The organism is Aeromicrobium choanae (assembly GCF_900167475.1).
GTDB classification, from domain to species: Bacteria; Actinomycetota; Actinomycetes; order Propionibacteriales; family Nocardioidaceae; genus Aeromicrobium; species Aeromicrobium choanae.
In genome coordinates, this window is the sequence record NZ_LT796768.1 from 921,159 (window position 1) to 943,575 (window position 22,417).

Consider the following 22,417-nt stretch of genomic DNA (forward strand, 5'->3'; position numbering starts at 1 on the left):
TGCTAGGGAAGAGAAGGCGACCTCGGTCTCCGCCCCGGCTCAGCGCGGGGTGAACGAAACGAAGTCGTCGCGCGCCGGCGTGGCGACCGGGCGGATCGCCAGTCCCGGCGGCGCCGCCACGACGTGCGGCACGGCGTTGATCACCTGTCCGGCGACGGCGTACTGCTCCGCGCCCATCCGGCTGCGGTCGTCCGGGTGCTTCTCCAGCTCCATCGCGATCCGCACTCCCGGGTGGCCCGTGATGTTGACGCGCCACAGCGGCGGCTCGGGCTCGGGCAGGTGGGCGGTCTCGACGAACCAGTGGATCGACATCGTCAGTCGCCGGCGGCCGCCGACCATCGCGTGCCAGCGCCAGTTGGTGTGACCGACCGTGCCCTCGCGGATCACCCCGGCGCTCACCTCCAGGTCGGACCCGGCCGGGTGGCACACGTGGTCGCTGACGACCTCGTCCACCGTCATGCCGAGGTGGTGCGCCATCGCGCCGAGGACCTCCTCGTACATGCCGTTCAGGGCGCCGACCGGCCCCCACGAGGGGTCGTTCGGATCGTGCGCGTCCAACGGGGCGCCGAAGCCGAGCGAGCCGAAGAGGTAGTCGGGGTCCTGCACGAGTCGCGCGTCGGCCATCTCGACGACCTCGATGTGATCGACGGACGCGCACACGCCCGTGGCCAGCACCGCGACCTGCTCGCCGATGAATCCGGGGTTGAGGCCGACGCCCATCAGGGTCACGCCGCCTCGCTCCGCGGCGGCCCGCAGCCGGTCGAGGCGCTCCCCCGGGTGCACGAACGGATCGGTGTAGCCGTTGATGCTCAGCACGTTCTTGCCCGACTCGAGCAGCGCGACGATCTCGTCGTCGTGCGCGCCGTACGGACCGATCCGTCCCGCGTGGACCACGACGTCCGCGTCGAGGGCGAGGATCTCATCGACGTCCGACGTGGCCAGCACGCCGGTGGCATCGCGCCGGGCGAGGTCGCCCACGTCGCGGCCGGCCTTCCTCTCGCCGTAGACGTAGGTGCCCACGACCTCGATGCCCGGGTGGTCCAGCATCGTCCGCAGGATCGCGGTGCCCATGGCACCGGTCGCCCACTGCACCACGCGGTGGGTCATCGCGCCAGGCCTTCCACGACGAGGGCCATCGAGACCCCCAGTGCGGCGGGAATGACGAGCAGGGCGTAGCCGCCGCCGCGCCGCTCCAGCAGGTCGAGCGCGTTGGCCAGGATGATGCCGCCGCTCGCGGCCAGGGGATGACCGACCGAGACGGCTCCGCCCTGGGCGTTGACGCGCTCGGGGTCGATGCCCAGCTCGCGAGTCAGCAGCAGCGGGGTGACCGAGAACGACTCGTTGAACTCCGCCACCGCCACGTCGGCGACCCCGATGCCGGCCCGCTCGAGCGCCAGGCGCGCTGCGGCCACGGTGCCGTCGAGCCCCGGCGAGCGGACGGCGGTGTGGGCCCACCCGGCGATCCGGGCGCGCGGGGCGCGGCCGAGGACGTCGCGCGCGGCCGCCGAGCCGATGACCGCCGCCGACGCGCCGTCGCACAGCTGGGGCGCGGTGGCGACGGTGTGCAGGCCCTCGGCAGGACGGGTGAAGCCGGGGATCCGGTCCTCGACCCGCGACCAGAGCGGGTCGTCGCCGAACAGCGGCGCCAGACCCGCCAGGGACTCGGCCGAGGTGTCGGCGCGGGCGCCCTCGTCGTGCGCCAGCAGGGTCCGACCGTCACGGGTGACCGGCACGACGGAGTCCCACGTGGCCGTGGCCGATCGCTGGTGCGATCGGACCGCCCACGCATCGAGCTCCTCGCGCGTGAAGCCGTGCTTCGCGGCCGTCAGGTCGGCCGACACCCCGATCGTCACGAAGCCCGTGGTGGCGCCGAGCTCGGCATCGAACGCGAAGGCCGGCCTGTCGCTCATCATGGGCACCCGCGACATCGACTCCGCGCCACCGGCGACGACCACGTCGAGCATCCCCGAGCGCACCTGCGCCGAGGCGCTCGCGATCGCGTCGAGGCCCGAGCAGCACATGCGCGACACGACGCCCGCGGGCGTCGTGTCGGGCCAGTCGGCGGCCATCACGGCGACGCGCGCCAGGTCGGCGGCCTGCTCCCCGTAGGGCGAGCTGACGCCGATGACGACGTCCTGCACGGCGTCCACCGGGAGGTCACGCTTCTCAAGATCGCGCAGCAGCTGGGCGAGCAGCTCGTACGCCGGCACGTCGGCCAGCGTCCCGCCGTCGCGACGCACGCGTCCGCGCGGCGTCCTCACCGCCTCGTAGACGAACGCCTCGGTCATCGCACCCACCCGTCACTGCCGTGCCGCCCAGCGCGAGCACGCTGGGCACGTTACTGCATTAAACAGAGTGACTCAAGGACTGAATGCCAGCCGACGCGCCCGGGCGCCCCTAGGATGCCCGGGTGAGCATTCGCGGCTACTCCCCCGCCGAGCCGGCATGGACGGGCACCGCCAACGCCCTGTCCCGGGGCTTCGGCGTGCTCGGCGACGAGTGGACCCTGTTCCTGCTGCGCTTCGCGCTGCTCGGGTGCCGCCGGTACACCGAGTTCTCCAGCCGCATGCCGATCTCGCACGCCGTGCTCAGCGGCCGTCTCGAGGCCCTGGTCAAGGCGGGGCTCATGGAGCGGCACGAGTACCAGCAGCGCCCCCCGCGCGCCGAGTACCTGCTGACCGACTCGGGCCGCGCCACGTGGCCGATCCTCGCCGCGATCTGGGGCTGGGAGCGCACGTGGGTCGACGAGCACTCCTACGAGACGCCGCCCATGCGCCACGTCACGTGCGGCAACGAGATCACGCCCGTGCTCGTGTGCCGCGAGTGCCACCAGCCGGTCGGCGTGCAGGACCTGGACACGGCCTGGGGGCCCTCGGGCGGCTGGCGCAGCTCGGTCCCCGAGGTGACCACGCGGCGACGCTCCTCGACCCGTGGCACCGCAGTGGGCCACACCTTCTACCCCGACACGATGGCCATCTTCGGCAACCGCTGGTCGTGGGCGCTGATGGGCGCGGCCCTGCTGGGCGTGCGCCGCTTCAGCGAGTTCGAGTCCGCCCTCGGCCTGCCGCCGTCGTTGCTCTCGAGCCGGCTCAGCACGCTGCGCGAGCACGGGATCCTCGACCAGGTCACGGGCGAGTCGTCCGCCGAGCGGCCCGAGTACCGGCTGACCGAGAAGGGCCTGGCGTTCTTCCCGGTCATCGCCATGACGATCGGCTGGGCCGAGCGCTGGTTCGACACCGGCGACGGCCCGGCGCTGGTGCAGACGCACCGCTCGTGCGGCGCGGAGTTCCACGGCGTCCTGGCGTGCGACCACTGCGGCGAGGACCTGCGCGGAACCAGCATCGACCTGTCCGCCCTCGACGAGACGACGTGAGCCCCGGACCGTCCTCGACGACGGTCCGGGGCGCCCGGTCGGGTCACTCCTTCAGCGTGACGCCCGTCAGCTTCGGCTTGCCGAGCAGGTTGTTCTCGAAGCCCTCGACCTTCTCCCCCAGCCCCGTCAGGGAGTGCTGGAACACGATGGGGATGATCGGCATGTCGTCGACGACGGCCCGCGACGCCTTGTCCAGGGCCGCCTTGCGCTCCTCCGGCTCGGTCAGCCCGGCGTCCTCGGCGAGTGCTTCGTCGATGCCGGGAGTCGACTGCTTCGAGGTGTTGAAGTACGCCTCCTTCGTGAACATCAGCCGGTAGGTCAGCGCCGGGTCCGGCCGGCCGGTCCACGCCGCGAAGAACGCCGGCGTCTTGATGTCGTTGAAGTAGTCGCCGTTGGCCTGGTTGACCTCACGGGGCATCAGGTTGACGGTCACCCCGATCTCGGACCACTGCTCCTTGAGGATCTCCCCGACCCGGGTCGACGTGGCGTCGGCGTAGAGCAGCATGTCGAAGGTCAGGCCCTCCGCGCCGGCGTCGGCGATCAGCTTCCTGGCCTCGTCGAGGTCGTAGTCCAGCTGGACGTCGTCCGCGGGCTCGGCCCAGTAGCCGTCGGGGAGGAAGCCGCGCGGCTTCGCCCCCAGGCCGAAGTACGCGCTCTTGAGGAGCAGGTCGCGATCCATGGCCAGGCTCAGCGCCCGGCGGACCCGCGGGTCCCCGAGCTCCTCCGACGCGCGGTTCGTGTAGATCATCCACGTCCACATGCGGGGCTGCTCGTCGAGCGTGAGGGAGTCGTCCTTCTGGATCGACTCGGCGTCGGACGGCACGATGTCCCAGGCGATGTCCTGCTGACCCGAGCGCAGCGACGTGGCTCGCGTCTTCGGCTCCGGCATGACGCTGATGACGACCTTGTCCATCCGCTCGACGTCCTTGTCCCAGTAGTCGTCGAACTTCTCGTACGTCATGGAGGCGCCGCGCTTCCACTCGACGAACTTCCAGCCACCGGCACCCACGGGCTTCGTGCTCAGGTCACCGCCCGCGGCCTCGGCCGCCTTGGGAGACACCATCATCCCGGCACGGTCGGCCAGGGTCATGACGAGAGCGGAGTTCGGCTGGGCGAGGTTCAGCTGGACGGTGAGGTCGTCGACGACCTCGACGGACTCGATCGACTCGACGTCGGCGACGATGTTCGAGCCCTCGGCAGCCGCGCGCTCGAGGTTGTACTTGACCGCCTCGGCGTCGAACGGCTCGCCGTCGTGGAAGGTGACGCCCTCGCGCAGCTTCAGCACGAGCTCGGTCGACGACTTGTACTCCCACGACTCGGCCAGGCCGGGCTGGGGCTTCAGGTCCTTGTCGAACGACACGAGGGTGTCGTAGAGCGGGTAGAGCATCTGGTGGTCGCCACCGGAGTTGCCCCGGATGGGATCCATCGAGGAGATGTCGGCCTGGGTCGCCACGCGGAGCGTGCCGCTGCCCGATCCCTCGTCGGACCCCCCTCCTCCACAGGCACTGACCGCGACGAGCATGGCGGCCGCGACGGCGACGCCGATACGGGACCTGATCATGAGCTGGTTCCTTTCGCAGGTGGTCACGCTCGAGTGGTCTAAGCGACTGCTTAGGCTCTCGTGTCGATGACGATAGAGACGAAAATCACATCAGGCAAGGGCAAATCTGGATCGACGGCAGACGAGCCGCAACCTGCTGCGGCACAACGGTGAACGATCGTTCAGCGCGAATTCCCCGACCGGCCCGCGCGAATGCGGCGTTGACCGGACGTGAGGTAGGTCATAGTGTTCAAACTGAAACTTGCTTCAAGTTCAAGTGAGATCGAAGGCCGAGAGGTGCGTGCCCTGTGAGGATGTCCGAGCAGTTCCACCGCGAGATCGATCAGTACCTGGCGAACCTGGCGGACCTCCGCCGGCGCGCCTGGCCCGAGGCGGTCGGGCGCACCGTCGACTACCCGTTCGGGGAGTCCACGGTCACGCACTACCTCCGGTCGTGGGCGGCCGAGCGCCCCGACCACGCCGCGATCGTCTACCACGGGCGGACCGTCTCCTACGCCGAGCTGGACCGCGCGAGCGACCGCGTCGCCGCGTACCTGGTGCACCGAGGCTTCGCCCCCGGCGACCGGGCCGCCGTGATGATGCCGAACTGCCCGCAGTTCATCATCGCGTTCTTCGGCATCCTCAAGGCCGGTGGCGTTCACGTCCCGGTGAACCCGATGTTCCGCCGCGAGGAGATCAACTACGAGCTCCTCGACTCCGCGGCCACCTTCGCGTTCATCCTCGACGAGGTCGCCACGGAGTTCCGGGCCGGCAGTGAGGGAACCGACGTCGCGGAGGTCATCGCCTCGGCCAACACCGACTTCCTGCCGGACGGCGCCGACCTCCCCCGTGGCATGGTGGCCGACGCGCCGGTCACCCCGGACACGACACGCTTCCTGTCGCTCGTCGACCGGGACGACCTGCCCGTGCCGACCGACCCCGACGACCCCCACGCGCTCGCCGCGCTGAACTACACCGGCGGCACGACCGGGATGCCCAAGGGTTGCGAGCACACGCAGGCCGACATGCTCTACACCGCCGTGAGCGGTGGGCAGTTCGGCTTCGGCGGCGGCCCGGACACGGTGAGTCTCGTGTTCGTCCCGGTCTTCTGGATCGCCGGCGAGGACGCCTTCCTCGTGTCCGTGATGACGGGCGGCACGTGCGTGCTCCACTACCGCTGGGACGCCGAGGAGGTCCTGCGGTCCATCGACGCGCACGGCGTCACCGCGATGGCCGGCACGGTCGACAGCTACCTCGAGCTCCTCGACACGGCGAAGGGCTCGGGCCTGTCCCTGGCCTCCATGAAGGCCCCGGTCACGATGTCCTTCGTCACCAAGCTGACGGTCGAGATCCGCGAGCGGTGGGCACGCGAGACGGGCGCCCCGGGCGTCATCCGCGAGAGCTCCTACGGCATGACCGAGGACCACACCCTCGACACCTTCACCCTCGGGCTGCAGCAGGACGACGCCGATCTGAAGGGCCGGCCGGGCTTCACCGGCATCCCGATCCCCGGCACCGACGTGGCGATCGTCGACTTCCAGTCCGGCGAGCTGCTCCCGGTGGGCGAGGAGGGCCAGATCATCGTGCGCTCCATCAGCATGATGCGCGGCTACCACAACCGGCCCGATGCGACGGCCGAGACGCTGCGCGACGGATGGCTCCACACCGGCGACATCGGCATGGTCGACGAGACCGGCGCCCTGCACTACCTCGGCCGCACCAAGGAGATGCTGAAGGTCAACGGCATGAGCGTCTTCCCCTCCGAGCTGGAGCACCTCTTCAGCCGGCACCCCCGGATCGCCGCCTGCGGCGTGATCGGCATCGCGGACCCGAAGAAGGGGCAGGTGCCCGTCGCCTACGTGCAGCTCGAGCCCGGGGCGGGGTCCGAGGTGACGGCGGACGACCTGCTGGCGTGGTGCCGCGACCACATGGCCACCTACAAGATCCCGCGCGTCGAGATCATCGACGAGATGCCGCTGGCGCCGACCGGCAAGGTGTCGAAGGTCGGGCTGGAGAAGCTGGCCTCGTCGATCGCTCCCCGGTGAGCTCGGGGGGAGCGCCCATGGCGACCACACCCGCCCTCGAGGGAATCCGGGTCCTCGAGCTGACCCACGCGATCGCGGGGCCGCACACCGGGCAGATCCTGGCCGACCACGGGGCCGACGTCATCAAGGTCGAGCCGCCCGGGGGCGAGCTCGCCCGCGGGGCGATGCCCCTGGCCGACGAGGACAGCATCTACTTCGCGGCGCAGAACCGCGGCAAGCGCAGCGTCGTGCTGAACCTCAAGGAGCCCGACGACCTGGCGGCCCTGCTGCGCCTGGTCGAGGACTCGGACGTCGTGGTGACGAACTACAGCGTCGAGGTGCCCGAGCGGCTCGGCTGGGGGTTCGAGGCCCTGAAGGCCGTGAACCCGTCGATCATCATGGTCCACATCACCGGCTTCGGCTCCACCAGCCCCGACCGCGCGATGCTCGCGTTCGACGGCATCATCCAGGGCATGAGCGGCATCCCCCAGATGACCGGGATGCCCGACGGAGACCCGATGTTCATCGGCACCTTCGTCGCCGACCACATCACGGCCTACCGCGCGACGATGTCGGTGATGATGGCGCTGCGCGTCCGGGAAGCCTCGCCGGAGGCCCAGTTCGTCGACGTCAACATGCTCACCTCCTACATGGGCCTGCTCGCCCACGACATCCACGAGTCGCTCGACGGGCGCCCCTACATGCGTGAGGGCAACCGTGTGCCCGTGTCGATCGCGAACACGTACGCCGCCCGCGACGGCTTCGTGCACCTGGCCCCCGTCGGCCCCGTCAAGTGGGAGCGGTTCTGCCGCGCCGTCGGCCGCGACGACTGGGCCGAGCAGCTGCCGTACGACGAGGCCGTGCTGACCGGCCGTGACGAGGTCGACGAGTACCTGGCGCAGTGGTGCCGCGACCGCGCGTGCGACGACATCCTCGCCCTCATGCGCGAGCTGGCGGTCCCGTCCGGCCCCGTCCGCGAGCTGGACGAGGCGGTGCGGCACCTCGACGCGCGAGGCGACGAGAGCGTGGTCCGCGTGACGTCCCCCGCCGGGCGCACCGTCGCCGCGCCGGGGCCGATGACCTCCGTCGGCCTGGCCGACGGGCCGCGCCGGCTCCGGGTCCCGGCGATCGGGGAGCACGACGAGGAGGTGCTCGGGCCGATCCGAGCCGCCCTGCGGGACCGGCGTCCCCCGGCCTGAGCCGGCCCGGCTGCGGGCGGCCGCGCCTGCCTTGTCACCCGCGCGAGCGGCCGCCTAGCATTCGCACCACGCGTCCTCGACCCCCGTGACGCGGGCGAGACGGAGAGATGATTGAGCACGCGAGCCAGCGGCGACCCCGCCCACGACGCGCTGCGGGTCGCCACCTTCTGGCAGCCGCGGGCCGAGGGCGCCGCCCGCAAGATCCTCGTCGGCGCCAATCTGGTGTTCAACGAGGTCGGCTACCACGGCGCCTCGACCCGGATGATCGCCCAGCGCGCGCAGATGAGCCCGGCGGCGATCTACATTCACTTCTCCTCCAAGGAGGAGCTGTTCTTCCGCATCGTCATGCACGGCCACTCGGCCTCCCGTGAAGCGCTGGTCCAGGCGTTGCGGTTCAGCACCGACCCCTCGGAGCGCCTGCGGCACTTCGTCGCCACGTACGCCGCGTGGCACGCGGAGTGGAGCCTCATCGCCCGGCCCGTCCACAACGACATGCAGGTGCTCACCGACGAGCACTTCGCGGAGGTCGTCGAGGTCAGGCGGGCGACGATGGCGCTGCTCGAAGAGATCCTCGCGGCGGGAGTCGAGAGCGGGCAGTTCTCCGTGGCCGACCTGCCCGGGACGCGACGCCTGCTGATGTCCGTCTGCATCGACGTCAGCCGCTGGTACGTCGAGGGCGGCCCGCGCTCACCCTCGGCGATCGGCCTGCAGTACGCCGATCTCGCGCTGAAGTTCGTCACGACCTGAGCCGGGGCGGACCGTCAGCGGGTGAGCGTGAACCCGTCGAACGTCTGACCCACCTTGGTCGCGGGCCTCGCGCCCTGGCCGCGGTGCCCCACGACCGCACGCACCTTCAGGGTCGTCGGGGTCACGGTGATCACCTGGTAGGTCGACGTGCGGTACGCGGCCTTCACCCGGGTGGCCCCGCCCGCCCTCCAGTCCCGGCTCGACGAGTCGTAGTACTTCGGTCCGCTGACCGACGTCAGGTAGGTGACGCCCGCCTTGCGGCCCCGGGCGTAGGAGTGATCGTGGCCCGAGAGCACGAGATCGGCGTCGTACCTCTGCAGCGTCGGCAGGAACCACTGCCGCACCTCGGTGTTCGTCCGGTTGCCGACGGAGGCGAAGGGCCCGCTGTGCATCAGCACGATCGACCAGGGCCGCCGGTTCGTCCGCAGGGCGTGGGCCAGGAACGACCGCTGCCGGCGCAGGTCGGAGGCGAACGAGTCGAGCACGATGACCCGGGCCGGGCCCTGGTCGACGAAGAACCAGGTCCGTCGCTGGTCGGGGAAGCCGTTCGACGGGAACTGGAAGGAGGAGCGGAACCCTCGCCCCGCGCCCGAGCGGCACGGCGACTTCAGCTCACACTGCTCGTGGTTGCCGATCGACGAGATCCAGTTGCGCCACTGCCCGGCCGGCGAGAGGGCCTCGTGGAGCTGCGCCCACTCGCGCCCCACCCACGGCTTGTTCACGACGTCGCCCGCCTGCAGGAGCAGCCTGGCGTCGGGGAAACGCTCGGTCGCCGCCGTGATGATGCGGTCCGGGACGCCGTCGTTGTCGTTCTGCGTGTCTCCGAACTGCAGGAGACGGAAGGACCGGTTCGCCGGGCCGGCGGTGGTGAAGGCGCGCCACCGCGTGGTCACGCCGCGGCCCACGATCCGGTAGCGGTACCGGGTCGACGGCACGAGACCGGCCAGGCTGGCGACGTAGCGGTACTGCCGGCTCCCGGCCGTGCCCGGTGTCGTGCCCAGCTTGCGGCGGGCGGGTGCGGTCAGGGTGAGCCCGTTCGGCGCCACCGCCACGACGCGCTGGCCGGAGGAGGAGGCGCTCCGGCTCCAGGACACGTACTGCGAGCGGTCGGGCCTCGCGGTGGGCGTGAGGAGGATCCGGTGGATGCCCGGGCCGGCCGCCGCCGCAGGGGGGATCGCCGGCAGCACTGAGGTGGCCAGTGCCGCCGCGACCAGCACGGGCACGGTGCGCACCTCTCCACGGTAGGTCGCTCCGTCCGATCCGTCATCCGGGCCAGAGCCGCCGGCGCGTACCGTGGACCCGTGCGCATGCGGATCGACCTGGCCTACGACGGGACCGAGTTCAGGGGCTGGGCCACCCAACCGGGCCTGCGGACCGTGCAGGGCGAGATCGAGGCCGCGCTCGGCACCGTGCTGCGCCTGCCGGAGCCGCCGCGCCTCACGGTCGCGGGCCGCACCGACGCGGGCGTCCACGCGCGCGGCCAGGTCGCCCACGTCGACGTCGACACCCACCCCGGCGTGCTGGAGCGGCGGCTGCGCCGGATCCTGCCGCAGGACATCCGCATCCTTCGGGTCACCCAGGCGCCTGAGCACTTCGACGCCCGCTTCGCCGCCGTGGAGCGCCGGTACGTCTACCGCATGACCGACCACCCCGCCGGACCCGATCCGATGCAGCGCCGCATGGTCGCGGCGGTCCCACGCCCGCTCGACGTCGACCTCATGAACGAGGCCGCCCAGCACCTGCTCGGCGAGCACGACTTCGCGTCGTTCTGCAAGCAGCGCGAGGGCGCCACGACGATCCGGAACCTGCTCACGCTCCGGACCGTGCGCGGTGGCGAGACGATCGCCACCACGGTCCGCGCCGACGCCTTCTGCCACTCGATGGTGCGGTCGCTGATGGGCTGCCTCGTCGCGGTGGGCGAGCGCCGGTACGAGCCGCGGTTCGCGGCCGAGATCCTCGCCGCCGAGACCCGCGATCCGCGCGTGAAGGTGATGCCGGCCCACGGCCTCGTGCTCGAGGAGGTCGTCTATCCCGCCGACGACCAGCTCGCCGCACGCGTCGAGGAGTCACGCCGGCGCCGGGACGAGTGATGGCCCGCCTGCTCAGCGCCGGGATCCTGCTGCACCGCGTGCGCGACGGACGCCGCGAGGTGCTGCTCGGGCACCTCGGCGGACCGTTCTGGGCGAAGCGCGACGAGCGCGCGTGGTCGATCCCGAAGGGCGTGGTCGAGGCGGGCGAGCAGCCCGCTGACGCGGCGCGGCGCGAGTTCCTCGAGGAGCTCGGCGTCCCGGTTCCCGACGGCCCGTGGGTGGACCTCGGCTCGGTGCGCCAGTCGCGCAAGGACGTCGTGGTGTGGGCCGTCGAGGCCGACCTGGATCCCACGGTGGTCGTGCCGGGCACCTTCGACCTCGAGTGGCCGCCCGGCTCCGGCACGCTGCAGGCCTTCCCCGAGCTCGACCGAGTCGCCTGGTTCGGACTCGAGGAGGCCGCCGAGGCCGTCGTCGCGGCGCAGGCGGTGTTCCTGGAACGTCTGCCTGCCGTGCCAGACTGACGCCATGGGCACGGCGATGACGTGGAGCGAGATCGAGGCCTTCCTGCTCGGCTTCCCCGACACCGAGGCCAGCACGTCGTGGGGCATGCCCGGCGTGAAGACCGGCGGCCGGCTGGTGGCGTGGTGGCGCGACCAGGACGACTCCCCCGGCTGCGTCGCCTTCAAGGTCGACCGTGCCGAGCTCGACGGACTGGTCGAGGACTCCTCCACCCCGTACTTCACGATCGAGCACTTCCGGAAGTTCGACTCGAACGCGGTGCTCGTGCGTCCCGAGGACGTCGATCCCGACGAGCTGCGCGAGATGCTCACCGACGCGTGGCTCGTCACCGCGAAGCCGACGGTCCGCAAGGCCTGGCTCGCCGAGCACGGTGACGGCGGGTGAGCCACTACTTCGACCGCGCGCCCAGCACCGAGGACGAGCGCCGCACGATCTCGGTGGAGGTCTGGGGCGAGCGGCGCGAGTTCGTCACCTCCACCGGCGTCTTCTCCGGCGACCGGATCGACAAGGCCACCGCGCTCCTGCTGGCCGAGAGCACCGCTCCCCCGGCAGGCTCCACCGTCCTCGACCTCGGCTGCGGCTGGGGACCGATCGCCTGCTCGCTGGCCGCGCACGGCAGCACCGTGTGGGCGGTCGACGTCAACGAGCGCGCGCTCGAGCTCACGGCGCAGAACGCACGCGGGCTCGACGTGCACACCGCGCTGCCGGACGACGTCCCGGCCGACCTGCGGTTCGACGCGATCTGGTCCAACCCCCCGATCCGGATCGGCAAGGAGGCCCTGCACGAGCTGTTGCTCACGTGGCTGCCCCGGCTGCGCCCCGGCGGGGAGGCGCGCCTCGTCGTCGGCAGGAACCTCGGGGCCGACTCGCTCCAGCGGTGGCTCACCGACCACGGCCACCCCGCCGAGCGCGTGGCCAGCAGCAAGGGCTTCCGCGTCCTCTCGGTCCGCTAGCGCACGGGCGTCGCGGTCATCCTGCCGACGATCCCGGTGTCGTGCGTGGCGTCGACGAACTCGGGCTCGGTCAGGACGCGGGCCAGGAACCCGAGGTTGGAGCCGGGTCCCACGATCTCCGTCCGCTCGAGGGCCGCACGGGCACGCTCGATCGCCTCGGCGCGGGACGGCGCCCACACGATCACCTTCGCCAGCAACGGGTCGAAGAACGGCGTGACGACCGTGCCGTCGGCATAGCCGGCGTCGACGCGAACCCCCTCGCCGTCGGGCATCCGCCACGTCTCGATCGCCCCGGGACGCGGGAGGAACCGCTCGGAGTCCTCCGCGTACAGCCGCAGCTCGATGGCGTGGCCCTGCGGCTCGACGCTGAGCTCCGGGACCGTCGGGTCGCCGGTGGCGATGCTCAGCTGCCAGGCGACGAGATCGACGCCGTGCACCGCCTCGGTGACGGGGTGCTCGACCTGCAGGCGCGTGTTCATCTCGAGGAAGAAGGACTCGCCGGAGTCGAGGTCGTGGATGAACTCGATCGTGCCCGCGCCGACGTAGCCCACGGACTCGGTGAGCGCGGCCGCGCGCCGCAGCAGGCTCGCCCGGGACTCGGGGTCGAGGGCCGGGGAGGGACTCTCCTCGACCACCTTCTGGTGGCGGCGCTGGACCGAGCAGTCACGCTCGGACAGGGCAACGGCTCGGCCACCCGGCAGGCCCATGACCTGGACCTCGATGTGCCGCGAGCGCTCGATGTAGCGCTCGACGATCACACGGCTGTCGCCGAAGACCGACGCGGCCCGGCTCGTGACGGACTCGAAGGCCCGGTCGAACGACGCGGCGTCGGGCACGACGGCCATGCCGATCCCGCCTCCGCCGGCGACGGCCTTGAGCATCACCGGGTACCCAGCCTCGAGGGCGACCCGGCGCGCCTCGTCTACGGTCTCGACGGCGCCGTCGGAGCCGGGGGCCACGGCGAGGCCGGCGCGAACGGCCGCGGTGCGGGCACTGGCCTTGTCGCCCATCAGCTCGATCACGTCGGGCGACGGGCCGACGAACGCCATCCCGGCCGCCTCGACGGCGCGGGCGAACGCGGCGTTCTCCGACAGGAAGCCGTACCCGGGATGGACGAGGTCGGCACCGGCCGAGCGCGCCGCGGCGACCATCGCCTCGACGTCGCCGAAGTCGCGCGGGCCCGACAGCTCGACCGTGAGGTCGGCGGCCATGACGTACGGCAGGTCGGCGTCGACGGCCGGGAACGCCACGGCGCCCCGGTGCCCGAGCTCCCTGACCGTGCGCAGGACGCGTGCGGCGATCTCGCCGCGGTTGGCGATGAAGACGACACGCTGTCGCTCGCTCATGGGCTCACTTCCGCTTCGGGTCGAGGAGACGCTGGATCTCGTCGCCGATGATGTTGAACGCGAAGACGGTGGCCGCGATCGCGATGCCGGGGATGAAGATCTGCATCGGCGCCTGGTCCAGGAACGTGTAGGCCCGTGAGAGCACGGCGCCCCAGGAGGCGGTCGGCGGCTGGACGCCCAGCTGCAGGAAGCTCAGGCTCGCCTCGGCGATCAGGGCGAAGCCCATCAGCACCGCCACCTGCACGAGGACGGGCTGGATGATGTTCGGCAGCACGTGCGGCACGACCATCCGCCGCAGCCCGCGCGCGCCGAACGACTTCGCCGCCTCGATGTACGTCTCGGACCGGATCGCCATCGTCTGGGCTCGAGCCAGCCTCAGGATCGCCGGTGACATCACGATGCCGACCGAGATCATCGCCGTGGTGATGTCCGGCCCCATCGTCGCCGTGATGCCGATCGCCAGCACGATCGCCGGGAACGACATGACCGCGTCGACGACGCGCATGACGATGAGGTCGGTCGAGCCGCTGAGCCATCCGGCGGCGATGCCCAGGGGCAGGCCGATCACGACGGAGATGCCCACCGCGAGCAGCGCGGCCAGGACGGACACGCGGGTGCCGTAGAGCATGCGGCTGAAGACGTCGCGCCCGAGATCGTCGGTGCCGAGCCAGTGGTCGCCGCTCATCGGCAGCAGGATCGCGTTGAGGTCCTGCTTGTTGGGGTCGTAGGGCGCCAGGAACCCGGCGAAGAGCACGACGATCAGCACGATCAGCAAGATCGCGTAGCTCACGCCCACCGAGAGGCGGCCGGCCTTGCGTGCGCGGCGCGTCGGTGTGTCGGTCGTGGAGGCCAGGTTGGCGGTGTCGACAGCGGTCATCAGGAGATCCTCGGATCGAGCAGGCGGTACGAGACGTCGACGATGAGGTTCGTCAACAGGACGATCACCGCGGCGACGAACACCACCGCCTGGATCACGCCGTAGTCACGCTGGTTGGTCGCCTCGACGGCCAGCGAGCCGATGCCGGAGAGGCCGAACACGGCCTCGACCACGACGGCGCCGCCGATGAGGCGCGACACCTGCAGGCCGATGATCGTGGCGAACGGCAGGCTGGAGTTCTTCAGCGCGTGCTTCCACACGATGCTGCGGTTCGACAGGCCCTTGGCGCGGTGCGTGCGGACGTAGTCGGTCGAGAGGCTCTCGACCATCGCGCTGCGCACCTGGCGACAGATCTCGGCGCCTCCCACGAGCCCGAGAGCCAGCGCCGGCAGCACCAGTCCCTTGAGCGCCTGGGCGGGGTCGTCCTGGAGGCTGACGCCTCCCGGCCCGGGGAACCACCCGAGGTTCAGCGCGAACACGATGATCAGCATCATGCCGAGCCAGAAGTTGGGGATCGCGATGCCGAACGTGGCACCCGTCGTGAGGAACCGGTCGAAGCTCGTGTCCACCTTCTGCGCGGCGATGACACCGGTCGGCAGGCCGACCGCGACCGCCACGAAGAGGGCCATCGTGGTCAGGATCAGGGTCAGCGGCAGCCGCTGCATCACCAGGGCGGAGATCGACTCCCCGGTCTGGAAGGACGTCCCGAGGTCACCGGTGAAGGCGTTCCCGATCCACGTCAGGTACTGCGACCACAGCGGCTGGTTCAGGCCCAGGTCCTCACGGATCCGTGCCAGGTTCTCAGGGGTGGCGTACTCGCCGGCGATCGCGACGGCCGGATCGCCGGGGATCAGCCGCTGCAGCATGAAGACGATGAACGTCGCCAGGATGAGGGTGGGGATCGCCGAGACCAGGCAGGTCCCCACCACGCGCAGGATCCTCATGACGCCACCGTCCTTCCGATGCGCTCGCCGTACAGCTCGTCGACCCGCAGGCACGCCGAGGAGTGGTTCGGCAGGATCTCCAGCAGCGGGGGCTTCTCCTGGCGGCACTGCTCCTGCGCGAACTGGCACCGCGTGTTGAAGCGGCAGCCGGGCGGGGGCGAGACGGGGCTGGGGATGTCGCCCTTCAGCACGATCCGGCGCTCGGCCGAGGAGTCGTGCACGAGCGGCTGGGCCGACAGCAGGGCCTCGCTGTACGGGTGCAGGCTCTGCTTCACGAGGGACTCGGTGGTCGCGTTCTCGACGATGTTGCCCAGGTACATGACGCTGATGCGGTCGGCGAGATAGCTGACCACCGAGAGGTCGTGGCTGATGAACAGGATCGTCAGCTCGTAGGCCTTCTTCAGGTCCTGCAGCAGGTTGAGGATCTCCGCCTGCAGCGCGACGTCGAGGGCCGCGACCGACTCGTCGCACACCAGCACCTTGGGGTCGGTGACCAGGGCGCGCGCGATGTTGGCGCGCTGCTTCTGGCCGCCGCTGAGCTGGTGCGGGTAGCGCTTCAGCATCTGCAGGGGCAGGCCGACGTCCTCGAGCGCCTTGGCCGCCACGGCCTCGCGGTCCTTCTTGTCGCCGCGACCCATGACGTCGAGCGGCTCGCGCACGCTCTGCAGGATCGTGCGGCGCGGGTCGAGGGCGCTGTGCGGGTCCTGGAACACCATCTGGACGGACTCGGAGAAGGAGCGGCGCTGCTTCGCGCCGAAGCCCGCGACGTCCTCGCCACGCCACCGGACGGTGCCGTCGGCGATCGGGACCAGGCCCATCGCGGCGCGCGCCACGGTGGACTTGCCCGATCCGCTCTCGCCGATCAGGCCGAGGGTCTCGCCCTCGCGCAGCTCGAGGGTGACGCCGTCGACCGCCGTCACGTGACGCCGGCGACCGATCGGGAACCGCACGGACACGTTCTCCAGGGAGAGCAAGGGGCCGGTCATGGGGCAACTCCTTCGAAGTCGAGCTCGTTCGAGCGGATGCAGCGCACCTCACGCGTGGGCGTCAGGGGCAGCAGCTCCTGCGGCACGGAGCACTCCGGCTGGGCGTAGGGGCACCGCGACTCGAACACGCAGCCGGGGATGGTCAGGCCGGGCGGCGGCACGCGTCCGGGGATCGTCGCGAGGCGTCCGCCGCGCGACTCCGGCGAGGGCAGCGCGGCCAGCAGTCCCGCGGTGTACGGATGCCCCGGGGAGGCCAGCACCTCGGCCACCGGTCCGCGCTCGACGATGCGGCCGGCGTACATCGTGATCATCCGGTCGCACGTCTCGGACACGACGCCCAGGTCGTGCGTCACGAACAGCACGGCCATGCCGCGCTCCTTCGCGAGGTCCTTGATGAGGTCGAGCAGCTGCGCCTGGATCGTGACGTCGACGGCCGTCGTCGGCTCGTCGGCGATGAGCAGCTTGGGGTCGCAGGCCAGCGCGATCGCGATCATGACGCGCTGGCGCATGCCGCCCGAGAGCTCGTGCGGGTACGCCTTCATGCGGGCCTTGGGGTCGGAGATCCCGACCGCCTCGAGCAACGAGAGCGACTCGGTCCTGGCCTCGGCCTTGCCCATCCCGCGGCGGATCCGGAGCGTCTCGACGAGCTGCGACCCGACCGTGAAGACCGGGTCCAGCGCCGTCATCGGCTCCTGGAAGATCATCGCCATGGGCAGCTCGCGGCGCGGGGTCCGCTTCTCGCCCTTGCCCCTCCACAGCGGCTTGCCGTCGAGGACGGCCCGCCCCTCGATCCGCGAGCTGCGCGGATCGAGGAGTCCCATCAGGGCCAGGGAGGTGACGGTCTTGCCACTTCCGCTCTCGCCGACGAGTCCCACGATCTCCCCCGGCTCGATCGTCAGATCGACGTCGTACAGGGCTTGAACCTGGCTCCCCTCGTGACCGAAGTGGACCTGGAGTCCTTCGACCGTGAGCAATGACATGACCGTCACCTCCTCTTGACCTCGGCTCAGCCGAGGGTGACTCCGATGAACTTCGGCTTGCCGAGGAGGTTGCCCTCGAAGCCATCGACGTCCTCGGAGAGGCCGACGATCGAGTTGCCGAACACGAGCGGGAAGAAGGACGTGTCGGCGAAGACCGCCTCGGCGGCCTCGTCCAGCCCGGGCTTGCGCTCGGCCGGCTCGGTCGACACGTCGGCCTTCTCCAGCGCCTTCTCCAGGCCGGGCGTCCACTGGTCCGACGTGTTGAAGTAGCCGTCGGCCGAGAACAGCAGGCGGTACGTCATCGCCGGATCCGGGCGACCGGTCCACTGCGACAGGTACGCCGGCGACTTGCGGTCGTTGAAGTAGTCGCTCGTGCCCTGCACGATCTCGAGCGGCTTGATGTTGACCGTCACACCGACGTCGGACCACTGCTCCTTGAGGATCTCGGCCACGCGCACGGTGGCGGAGTCGGCGTTGACGATCATGTCGAACGTCAGGTCGGACTCGCCCGCCGCGGAGAGCAGCTTCTTGGCCTCGTCGGGGTTGAACTCCGACTTGACCGACTCCGGCGGAGCGGCCCAGTAGTCGCTCGGCAGGGCGCCGTTCGCGACCGAGCCGCGACCGAAGTAGGCGCTCTTGAGCAGCGCCTCGCGGTCGATGGCCAGGCTCAGGGCCTTGCGCACCTGCGGATCACCGAGCTCCTCGGAGTCGCGGTTCAGGTACACTTGGTTGACGTTCACGCGCGGGGTGTCGCTGACCGCGACGTTCGAGGCCTTCTCGAGGCCGTCGGCGTCCGACGGCGACACGTCCATCACCACGTCCTGCTGGCCCGAGCGCAACGAGGTCACGCGGGTCTTCGGGTCGGGGATGATGTTGAAGTTGATCGCGGAGACGCGCTCGGCGTCCTTGTCCCAGTAGTCGGCGTAGCGCTTCACCTTGATGACCGAGCCGCGCTTCCACTCGACGAACTCCCAGCCGCCGGCGCCCACGGGCTTGGTGCTGAGGTCGCCACCGGCCGCCTCGGCCGCCTTGGGCGAGACCATCATGCCGGCGCGGTCGGCGAGCACGAGCAGCAGCGAGGCGTCGGGACCGTTGAGCTTGTAGGTCACCGTGTACTCGTCGTCGGCCGTGACCGAGTCGACCGACGCGAGGTCGGCCTGGATGTTCGAGCCCTCGCCCTTGGCGCGCTCGAAGTTGTAGACGACCGCCTCGGCGTTGAAAGGCTCGCCGTCGTGGAACTTCACGCCCTCACGCAGCTTCAGCGTCAGCTCGGTCGGCGACTTCTGCTCCCACGACTCGGCCAGTCCCGGCTGGGCCTCGAGGCCCTTGTCGTAGGAGATCAGCGTGTCGTACAGCGGGTAGATCAGGACGTGGTCCGTGCCCGCGTTGCCGCGGATCGGATCGAGCGAGGACGCGTCGGAGACGGCCGCCACGCGCAGTGCGCGGTCGGAGTCGCCTGACTCGCCCCCGCCGCCGCCACAGGCGGCCACGACGGAGAGGAGGAGCGCCGCGGCGATCGCGCCTCCACGGAATCGAATCTTCATGATGCCTGCCCTTCGTTCCACTGCTGACGCAGCTTGTACTTCTCGATCTTGTTGGTCGGGGTCCGGGGGATCTGGCCCACCGGGATCACGTCACGGGGCCGCATGAACTTCGGCATCGTGTCGAGACAGTGCTGTTCGATCGCGGCGCGATCGAACGTGTGGCCGTCGGCCACCTCCACGAAGGCGATGACGTCGTCCTCGTCGCCGTCCGCGCTGGGCACCGCGATCACCGCGGCCAGCGCGAGGGACGGATGCTTGAGCAGCATCTCCTCGATGTGGAATCCCGAGATGTTCTCGCCCCGGACGCGGATCCGGTCCCCCATCCGGTCGATGTAGGCGAAGACCCCGTCCTCGTCGCGGACGGCGGCGTCGCCGGTGTGGAACCAGAGGTTCCGCCAGGCCTTCACCGTGGCCTCGGGCTTGGCGAGGTACTCCTCGTGGATCAGCGAGGGGACGCGCGGGCGCATCGCCAGCTGGCCGACGACACCGTCGGGGCAGACGCGGTCGCGGTCGTCGAGGATCGCCACCTCGAGGAAGGGCGTGGGCTTGCCCATGATCCCCTTCGGCATCGGGTCCGTGCCCCGCAGGACGAGCAGCCCGTGCTCCTCGAAGATCTCGCGCAGCCGATCGTGCGGGAGCCCGCGGTACAGGTCGGCCGGGGTGCCCTCCCCGGGCTCGGTCTGCTCGGTCAGGGTGACGAGCGGGTTGCCGGACTCGGACTGCCCGAACCCCGACGTCACGAAGTCGATGCCGAACCGCTCGGCGAACTCGTGGTGGTTCGCCGGCAGCGGCTGCAGGTGCACCTTGTTCAGGGGGTTGCGGCGGTCCTCCTCCCGCGGCTCGGCGTTGAGCAGCCACGGCGTCATGACGTCCAGCAGGACGGCGGTGGTGCAGCCGGTCTCGGTGATCCGCCGCCAGAAGTCGTTGGGGCTGAACCGGTCCCACAGGCTGACCGAGGCGCCGGTCCAGAGGGCACGCACGACGTTGAAGTGCGCTCCGCCGACGTGGTACATCGGCAGGTCGTTGTAGACCACGTCCTCCGGGGTCATCATGGTGCGCGCGACCCACGTGTAGCCGTTGACCCACCGGTGCGACTGGACGACGCCCTTCGACGGGCCCGTCGTGCCGGAGGTGTAGATGACGTTGGCCGGATCGTCGAACTCGACCCGCACGTCAGGGCGCTCGGCCGGCTGAACGAGCTTGCCGAACTCGCCCTCGTGCAGGCCGTCGATGACGATCACCTGCGGCGAGCACTCGAGCCGGTCCTCGATGTCGAGGATCCGCTGGTGCATGGCACGGTCGACCAGCAGCGCGGTGGGCCGGGTGTCGTTGAGCTGGTACGCCAGCAGGTCGCCCGCGTACTGGAAGTTGACCGGGGCGTAGACGGCACCGGCCTTCCACAGCCCGTACATGGCGAGGGTCGAGACGAGCGGGTGCGTGGTCAGGATGCTGACCCGCGAGCCGGGCTCCACGCCGAGGGCGACCAGGTTCCCGGCGACGTGGTCGGTGGTGCGGCCCAGCTCCGCGTAGGTCAGGGTCTCGCCGGTCTCGCCGTAGACGATCGCCCGGCGGTCGCCGGTGGCGGCCACGTGGTGGTCGAGCGCGTCGACCGCGGTGGCGAAGTCGCACTCCAGCAGCTCCTCGAGCTCGGCGGCGGTCACGGTGTCACCCATGTCAGGGCCTCGTCCCGAACGACGGGGGGCCGACCTGCTCGGGGACGACCCGGTAGGCGTCGCGCACCCAGCGGGTCAGCAGCTCGCGGCTGCGGCGCGGGTCGATGAGGTCCTGCACGCCGTAGCGCTCGGCCGTGCGGAACGGCGAGCGGGAGACCTCGAGCCGATCGTGGATCTCCTTCATCATCGCCTCGGGATCGTCCGACGCCTCGAGGTCGGCACGGTAGGCCGCCTCGACGCCACCCTCGACGGGCAGCGAGCCCCAGTCGCCGGAGGGCCAGGCCCACTGGCGGTTGAAGCGGTGGCGGTTGACCTGCCCGGCCCCGCCCACACCGAAGACGCGGCGCACGATGATCTCGGCCATCGGCACGCGGGCCTGGTAGGCCGCGACCACGGCGCGGGCGCCGCGACGGATCGAGGCCGACTTCTCGGCCGCGAGGCCGATCTGCATCCCCGACTGGTCGGTCAGGCTCACGATCGGCAGGTGGAACGTCTCGCACAGGTCGATGAGGCGCGTCATGGCGTCGGCGCCGTTGGGCGTCATCGTCGCGCCCTTGTACGGATCGGTGGCGATCACGCCGACCGGGTGGCCGTCGAGGCGAGCCAGGCCGGTGTAGACCGAGGCTCCGAATCCGGCGTACTCGAAGTTCGAGCCGCCGTCGAAGATCGCGTCGAGGATCGTGCGCAGCCGGTACGGCTGACGACGGTTGCGCGGCACGACGTCGGCCAGGCCCTCGGACGAGGTGGTCGGCTCGATCCCCGCGATGACCGGCGGCACGTCGTGGACGCTCGACGGCAGGTACGACAGGAAGTCGCGGACGGCCTGCAGGGCCGCCTTCTCGTCGGGGACGATCCGGTCGATCGCTCCGCTGCGGCGGTGCACCTCGGCGCCGCCGAGCTGCTCCTTGTCGAGGGTCTCCCCCGTGGCGTGCTTCACGACGGGCGGGCCCGCGACGAACATCTGCGAGATGCCCTCGATCAGGACACTGAAGTGGCTCATCGCCACGCGGCCCGCGCCGAGTCCGGCCACGGGGCCCATGCAGGCGGCGACGACGGGGACGAGCGAGAGGTTCTCCACGAGCGCGTCCCAGCCGGGGTTGGCGGGCACGTAGGTGTAGCCGGCGTCCTCGATCATCCGGACGCTGCCGCCGCCACCGGTTCCCTCGACCAGCCGCACCAGGGGTGCACGCAGGGCGCCGGCCATCCGCTCGGAGTCGACCTGCTTGGCCATGATCGACGCATCGGCCGCACCGCCGCGGATCGTGAAGTCGTCGGCACCGAGGGCGACGCGGCGGCCGTCGATCTCGCCGAGGCCGAACACGAAGTTGGCCGGCATGACGCTGACGGTGCTGCCGTCGTCGGCGCGGGTGGCGAAGCCCGCGAGGGCGCCGACCTCCTCGAAGCTGCCGTCGTCGAGCAGGTCGACGATGCGCTCGCGGACGGTGCTGCGACCGTTCTCGTGCTGGCGGCGGATCTTGTCCTCGCCGCCGAGCAACTCGGCGAAACGCTGTCGGCGGGAGATCTCGTCGATCTCGTCGGACCACACGTGGCTCACTGCTGCCCCTTTGATCGGAGAAGGCGGCCGGACCGCCTCGTTGTCACCTGACCTAAGCATTCGCTTAGGTCCGCGAAGATCCACGTTAAGTGATCCCCATCACAGGGTCAAGCCTGAACTTGAAGTT

At 70.7% G+C, this 22,417-nt stretch carries 20 protein-coding genes; 8 read left to right on the forward strand and 12 right to left on the reverse strand.

Translation table 11 applies throughout. The features are described from left to right. Window positions 1-39 precede the first annotated feature (39 nt). Window positions 40-1,107, reverse strand: a complete 1,068-nt coding sequence (locus B5D60_RS04495) for an NAD(P)H-dependent amine dehydrogenase family protein (RefSeq protein ID WP_078699038.1) — start codon at window positions 1,105-1,107, stop codon at window positions 40-42. Further along, entirely contained in the window at window positions 1,104-2,288 is a 1,185-nt protein-coding gene (locus B5D60_RS04500; protein ID WP_078699039.1) for a thiolase family protein, read from the reverse strand. The genes B5D60_RS04495 and B5D60_RS04500 overlap by 4 nt, the downstream gene beginning before the upstream one ends. A gap of 122 nt (window positions 2,289-2,410) precedes the next feature. Here B5D60_RS04500 and B5D60_RS04505 point away from each other — a divergent pair, with 122 nt between their 5' ends. Continuing rightward, window positions 2,411-3,373, forward strand: a complete 963-nt coding sequence (locus B5D60_RS04505; RefSeq protein WP_197684402.1) for a winged helix-turn-helix transcriptional regulator — start codon at window positions 2,411-2,413, stop codon at window positions 3,371-3,373. A 43-nt stretch (window positions 3,374-3,416) separates the two neighbouring features. Here B5D60_RS04505 and B5D60_RS04510 read toward each other — a convergent pair whose 3' ends face one another. Then, window positions 3,417-4,934, reverse strand: coding sequence for an ABC transporter substrate-binding protein (locus tag B5D60_RS04510; protein ID WP_078699040.1), 1,518 nt, complete (start codon window positions 4,932-4,934; stop codon window positions 3,417-3,419). Window positions 4,935-5,227: 293 nt separating this feature from the next. Here B5D60_RS04510 and B5D60_RS04515 point away from each other — a divergent pair, with 293 nt between their 5' ends. The 3 genes from B5D60_RS04515 to B5D60_RS04525 all read left to right on the forward strand — a co-directional run bounded on the left by B5D60_RS04515 (window position 5,228) and on the right by B5D60_RS04525 (window position 8,883). Then, a complete protein-coding gene (locus tag B5D60_RS04515) occupies window positions 5,228-6,958 on the forward strand; it encodes an AMP-binding protein (RefSeq protein ID WP_078699041.1) in 1,731 nt (576 codons plus the stop codon). Window positions 6,959-6,975: 17 nt separating this feature from the next. Next, a complete protein-coding gene (locus tag B5D60_RS04520) occupies window positions 6,976-8,136 on the forward strand; it encodes a CaiB/BaiF CoA transferase family protein (RefSeq protein ID WP_078699042.1) in 1,161 nt (386 codons plus the stop codon). Window positions 8,137-8,247: 111 nt separating this feature from the next. After that, a complete protein-coding gene (locus B5D60_RS04525; protein ID WP_078699043.1) occupies window positions 8,248-8,883 on the forward strand; it encodes a TetR/AcrR family transcriptional regulator in 636 nt (211 codons plus the stop codon). Window positions 8,884-8,897: 14 nt separating this feature from the next. On the opposite strand, the gene B5D60_RS16690 is transcribed toward B5D60_RS04525, so the two are convergent. After that, a complete protein-coding gene (locus tag B5D60_RS16690; protein ID WP_172806254.1) occupies window positions 8,898-10,115 on the reverse strand; it encodes a purple acid phosphatase family protein in 1,218 nt (405 codons plus the stop codon). Window positions 10,116-10,190: 75 nt separating this feature from the next. On the opposite strand from B5D60_RS16690, the gene truA reads away from it, so the two are divergent. The 4 genes from truA to B5D60_RS04555 are packed head-to-tail and all read left to right on the forward strand — an operon-like array spanning window position 10,191 to window position 12,385. After that, window positions 10,191-10,973, forward strand: a complete 783-nt coding sequence (truA, locus tag B5D60_RS04540) for a tRNA pseudouridine(38-40) synthase TruA (protein ID WP_172806406.1) — start codon at window positions 10,191-10,193, stop codon at window positions 10,971-10,973. Next, on the forward strand, window positions 10,973-11,434 hold the full coding sequence (locus B5D60_RS04545) for an NUDIX domain-containing protein (RefSeq protein WP_078699046.1): 462 nt from the start codon (window positions 10,973-10,975) through the stop codon (window positions 11,432-11,434). The genes truA and B5D60_RS04545 overlap by 1 nt, the downstream gene beginning before the upstream one ends. A gap of 4 nt (window positions 11,435-11,438) precedes the next feature. Beyond that, window positions 11,439-11,816, forward strand: a complete 378-nt coding sequence (locus tag B5D60_RS04550) for an MmcQ/YjbR family DNA-binding protein (RefSeq protein ID WP_078699047.1) — start codon at window positions 11,439-11,441, stop codon at window positions 11,814-11,816. Then, on the forward strand, window positions 11,813-12,385 hold the full coding sequence (locus B5D60_RS04555; RefSeq protein WP_078699048.1) for a class I SAM-dependent methyltransferase: 573 nt from the start codon (window positions 11,813-11,815) through the stop codon (window positions 12,383-12,385). Before B5D60_RS04550 ends, B5D60_RS04555 begins: the two co-directional genes overlap by 4 nt. Here B5D60_RS04555 and B5D60_RS04560 read toward each other — a convergent pair. Genes B5D60_RS04560 through B5D60_RS04595 form a run of 8 tightly spaced genes read right to left on the reverse strand, consistent with a single transcriptional unit; the run spans window position 12,382 to window position 22,290 of the window. Further along, a complete protein-coding gene (locus B5D60_RS04560) occupies window positions 12,382-13,731 on the reverse strand; it encodes an acetyl-CoA carboxylase biotin carboxylase subunit (RefSeq protein WP_078699049.1) in 1,350 nt (449 codons plus the stop codon). The two genes, B5D60_RS04555 and B5D60_RS04560, sit on opposite strands and share 4 nt — an antisense overlap. Window positions 13,732-13,735: 4 nt before the next feature. After that, the gene (locus B5D60_RS04565; protein WP_078699050.1) at window positions 13,736-14,608 is read right to left on the reverse strand and encodes an ABC transporter permease; all 873 of its coding nucleotides are present in this window, start codon (window positions 14,606-14,608) and stop codon (window positions 13,736-13,738) included. Further along, window positions 14,608-15,552: an ABC transporter permease gene (locus B5D60_RS04570; protein ID WP_078699051.1), complete on the reverse strand. Its 945-nt coding sequence runs from the start codon at window positions 15,550-15,552 to the stop codon at window positions 14,608-14,610. The genes B5D60_RS04565 and B5D60_RS04570 overlap by 1 nt, the downstream gene beginning before the upstream one ends. After that, window positions 15,549-16,538 carry an ABC transporter ATP-binding protein gene (locus tag B5D60_RS04575; protein ID WP_078699052.1) on the reverse strand — a complete coding sequence of 330 codons (990 nt, stop codon included), beginning with the start codon at window positions 16,536-16,538 and terminating at the stop codon, window positions 15,549-15,551. Before B5D60_RS04575 ends, B5D60_RS04570 begins: the two co-directional genes overlap by 4 nt. Beyond that, window positions 16,535-17,518: an ABC transporter ATP-binding protein gene (locus B5D60_RS04580; protein WP_078699053.1), complete on the reverse strand. Its 984-nt coding sequence runs from the start codon at window positions 17,516-17,518 to the stop codon at window positions 16,535-16,537. The genes B5D60_RS04575 and B5D60_RS04580 overlap by 4 nt, the downstream gene beginning before the upstream one ends. A 26-nt stretch (window positions 17,519-17,544) precedes the next feature. Beyond that, complete coding sequence (locus tag B5D60_RS04585) at window positions 17,545-19,062, reverse strand: ABC transporter substrate-binding protein (RefSeq protein WP_078699054.1); 1,518 nt, start codon at window positions 19,060-19,062, stop codon at window positions 17,545-17,547. Further along, window positions 19,059-20,735, reverse strand: a complete 1,677-nt coding sequence (locus B5D60_RS04590) for a class I adenylate-forming enzyme family protein (protein ID WP_078699055.1) — start codon at window positions 20,733-20,735, stop codon at window positions 19,059-19,061. Before B5D60_RS04590 ends, B5D60_RS04585 begins: the two co-directional genes overlap by 4 nt. Window position 20,736: 1 nt before the next feature. Beyond that, window positions 20,737-22,290 carry an acyl-CoA carboxylase subunit beta gene (locus B5D60_RS04595; RefSeq protein ID WP_231948972.1) on the reverse strand — a complete coding sequence of 518 codons (1,554 nt, stop codon included), beginning with the start codon at window positions 22,288-22,290 and terminating at the stop codon, window positions 20,737-20,739. Window positions 22,291-22,417 lie beyond the last annotated feature (127 nt).

What these genes read in the sequence shown, in the direction of transcription:
- B5D60_RS04520 (WP_078699042.1), top strand. Translation starts at nt 6,976, where the DNA reads ATGGCGACCACACCCGCCCTCGAGGGAATCCGGGTCCTCGAGCTGACC.
- B5D60_RS04545 (WP_078699046.1), top strand. Translation starts at nt 10,973, where the DNA reads ATGGCCCGCCTGCTCAGCGCCGGGATCCTGCTGCACCGCGTGCGCGAC.
- B5D60_RS04495 (WP_078699038.1), bottom strand. Translation starts at nt 1,107, where the DNA reads ATGACCCACCGCGTGGTGCAGTGGGCGACCGGTGCCATGGGCACCGCG.
- truA (WP_172806406.1), top strand. Translation starts at nt 10,191, where the DNA reads ATGCGGATCGACCTGGCCTACGACGGGACCGAGTTCAGGGGCTGGGCC.
- B5D60_RS04560 (WP_078699049.1), bottom strand. Translation starts at nt 13,731, where the DNA reads ATGAGCGAGCGACAGCGTGTCGTCTTCATCGCCAACCGCGGCGAGATC.
- B5D60_RS04500 (WP_078699039.1), bottom strand. Translation starts at nt 2,288, where the DNA reads ATGACCGAGGCGTTCGTCTACGAGGCGGTGAGGACGCCGCGCGGACGC.
- B5D60_RS04515 (WP_078699041.1), top strand. Translation starts at nt 5,228, where the DNA reads ATGTCCGAGCAGTTCCACCGCGAGATCGATCAGTACCTGGCGAACCTG.
- B5D60_RS04580 (WP_078699053.1), bottom strand. Translation starts at nt 17,518, where the DNA reads ATGTCATTGCTCACGGTCGAAGGACTCCAGGTCCACTTCGGTCACGAG.
- B5D60_RS04510 (WP_078699040.1), bottom strand. Translation starts at nt 4,934, where the DNA reads ATGATCAGGTCCCGTATCGGCGTCGCCGTCGCGGCCGCCATGCTCGTC.
- B5D60_RS04585 (WP_078699054.1), bottom strand. Translation starts at nt 19,062, where the DNA reads ATGAAGATTCGATTCCGTGGAGGCGCGATCGCCGCGGCGCTCCTCCTC.
- B5D60_RS04575 (WP_078699052.1), bottom strand. Translation starts at nt 16,538, where the DNA reads ATGACCGGCCCCTTGCTCTCCCTGGAGAACGTGTCCGTGCGGTTCCCG.
- B5D60_RS04590 (WP_078699055.1), bottom strand. Translation starts at nt 20,735, where the DNA reads ATGGGTGACACCGTGACCGCCGCCGAGCTCGAGGAGCTGCTGGAGTGC.
- B5D60_RS04570 (WP_078699051.1), bottom strand. Translation starts at nt 15,552, where the DNA reads ATGAGGATCCTGCGCGTGGTGGGGACCTGCCTGGTCTCGGCGATCCCC.
- B5D60_RS04565 (WP_078699050.1), bottom strand. Translation starts at nt 14,608, where the DNA reads ATGACCGCTGTCGACACCGCCAACCTGGCCTCCACGACCGACACACCG.
- B5D60_RS04550 (WP_078699047.1), top strand. Translation starts at nt 11,439, where the DNA reads ATGGGCACGGCGATGACGTGGAGCGAGATCGAGGCCTTCCTGCTCGGC.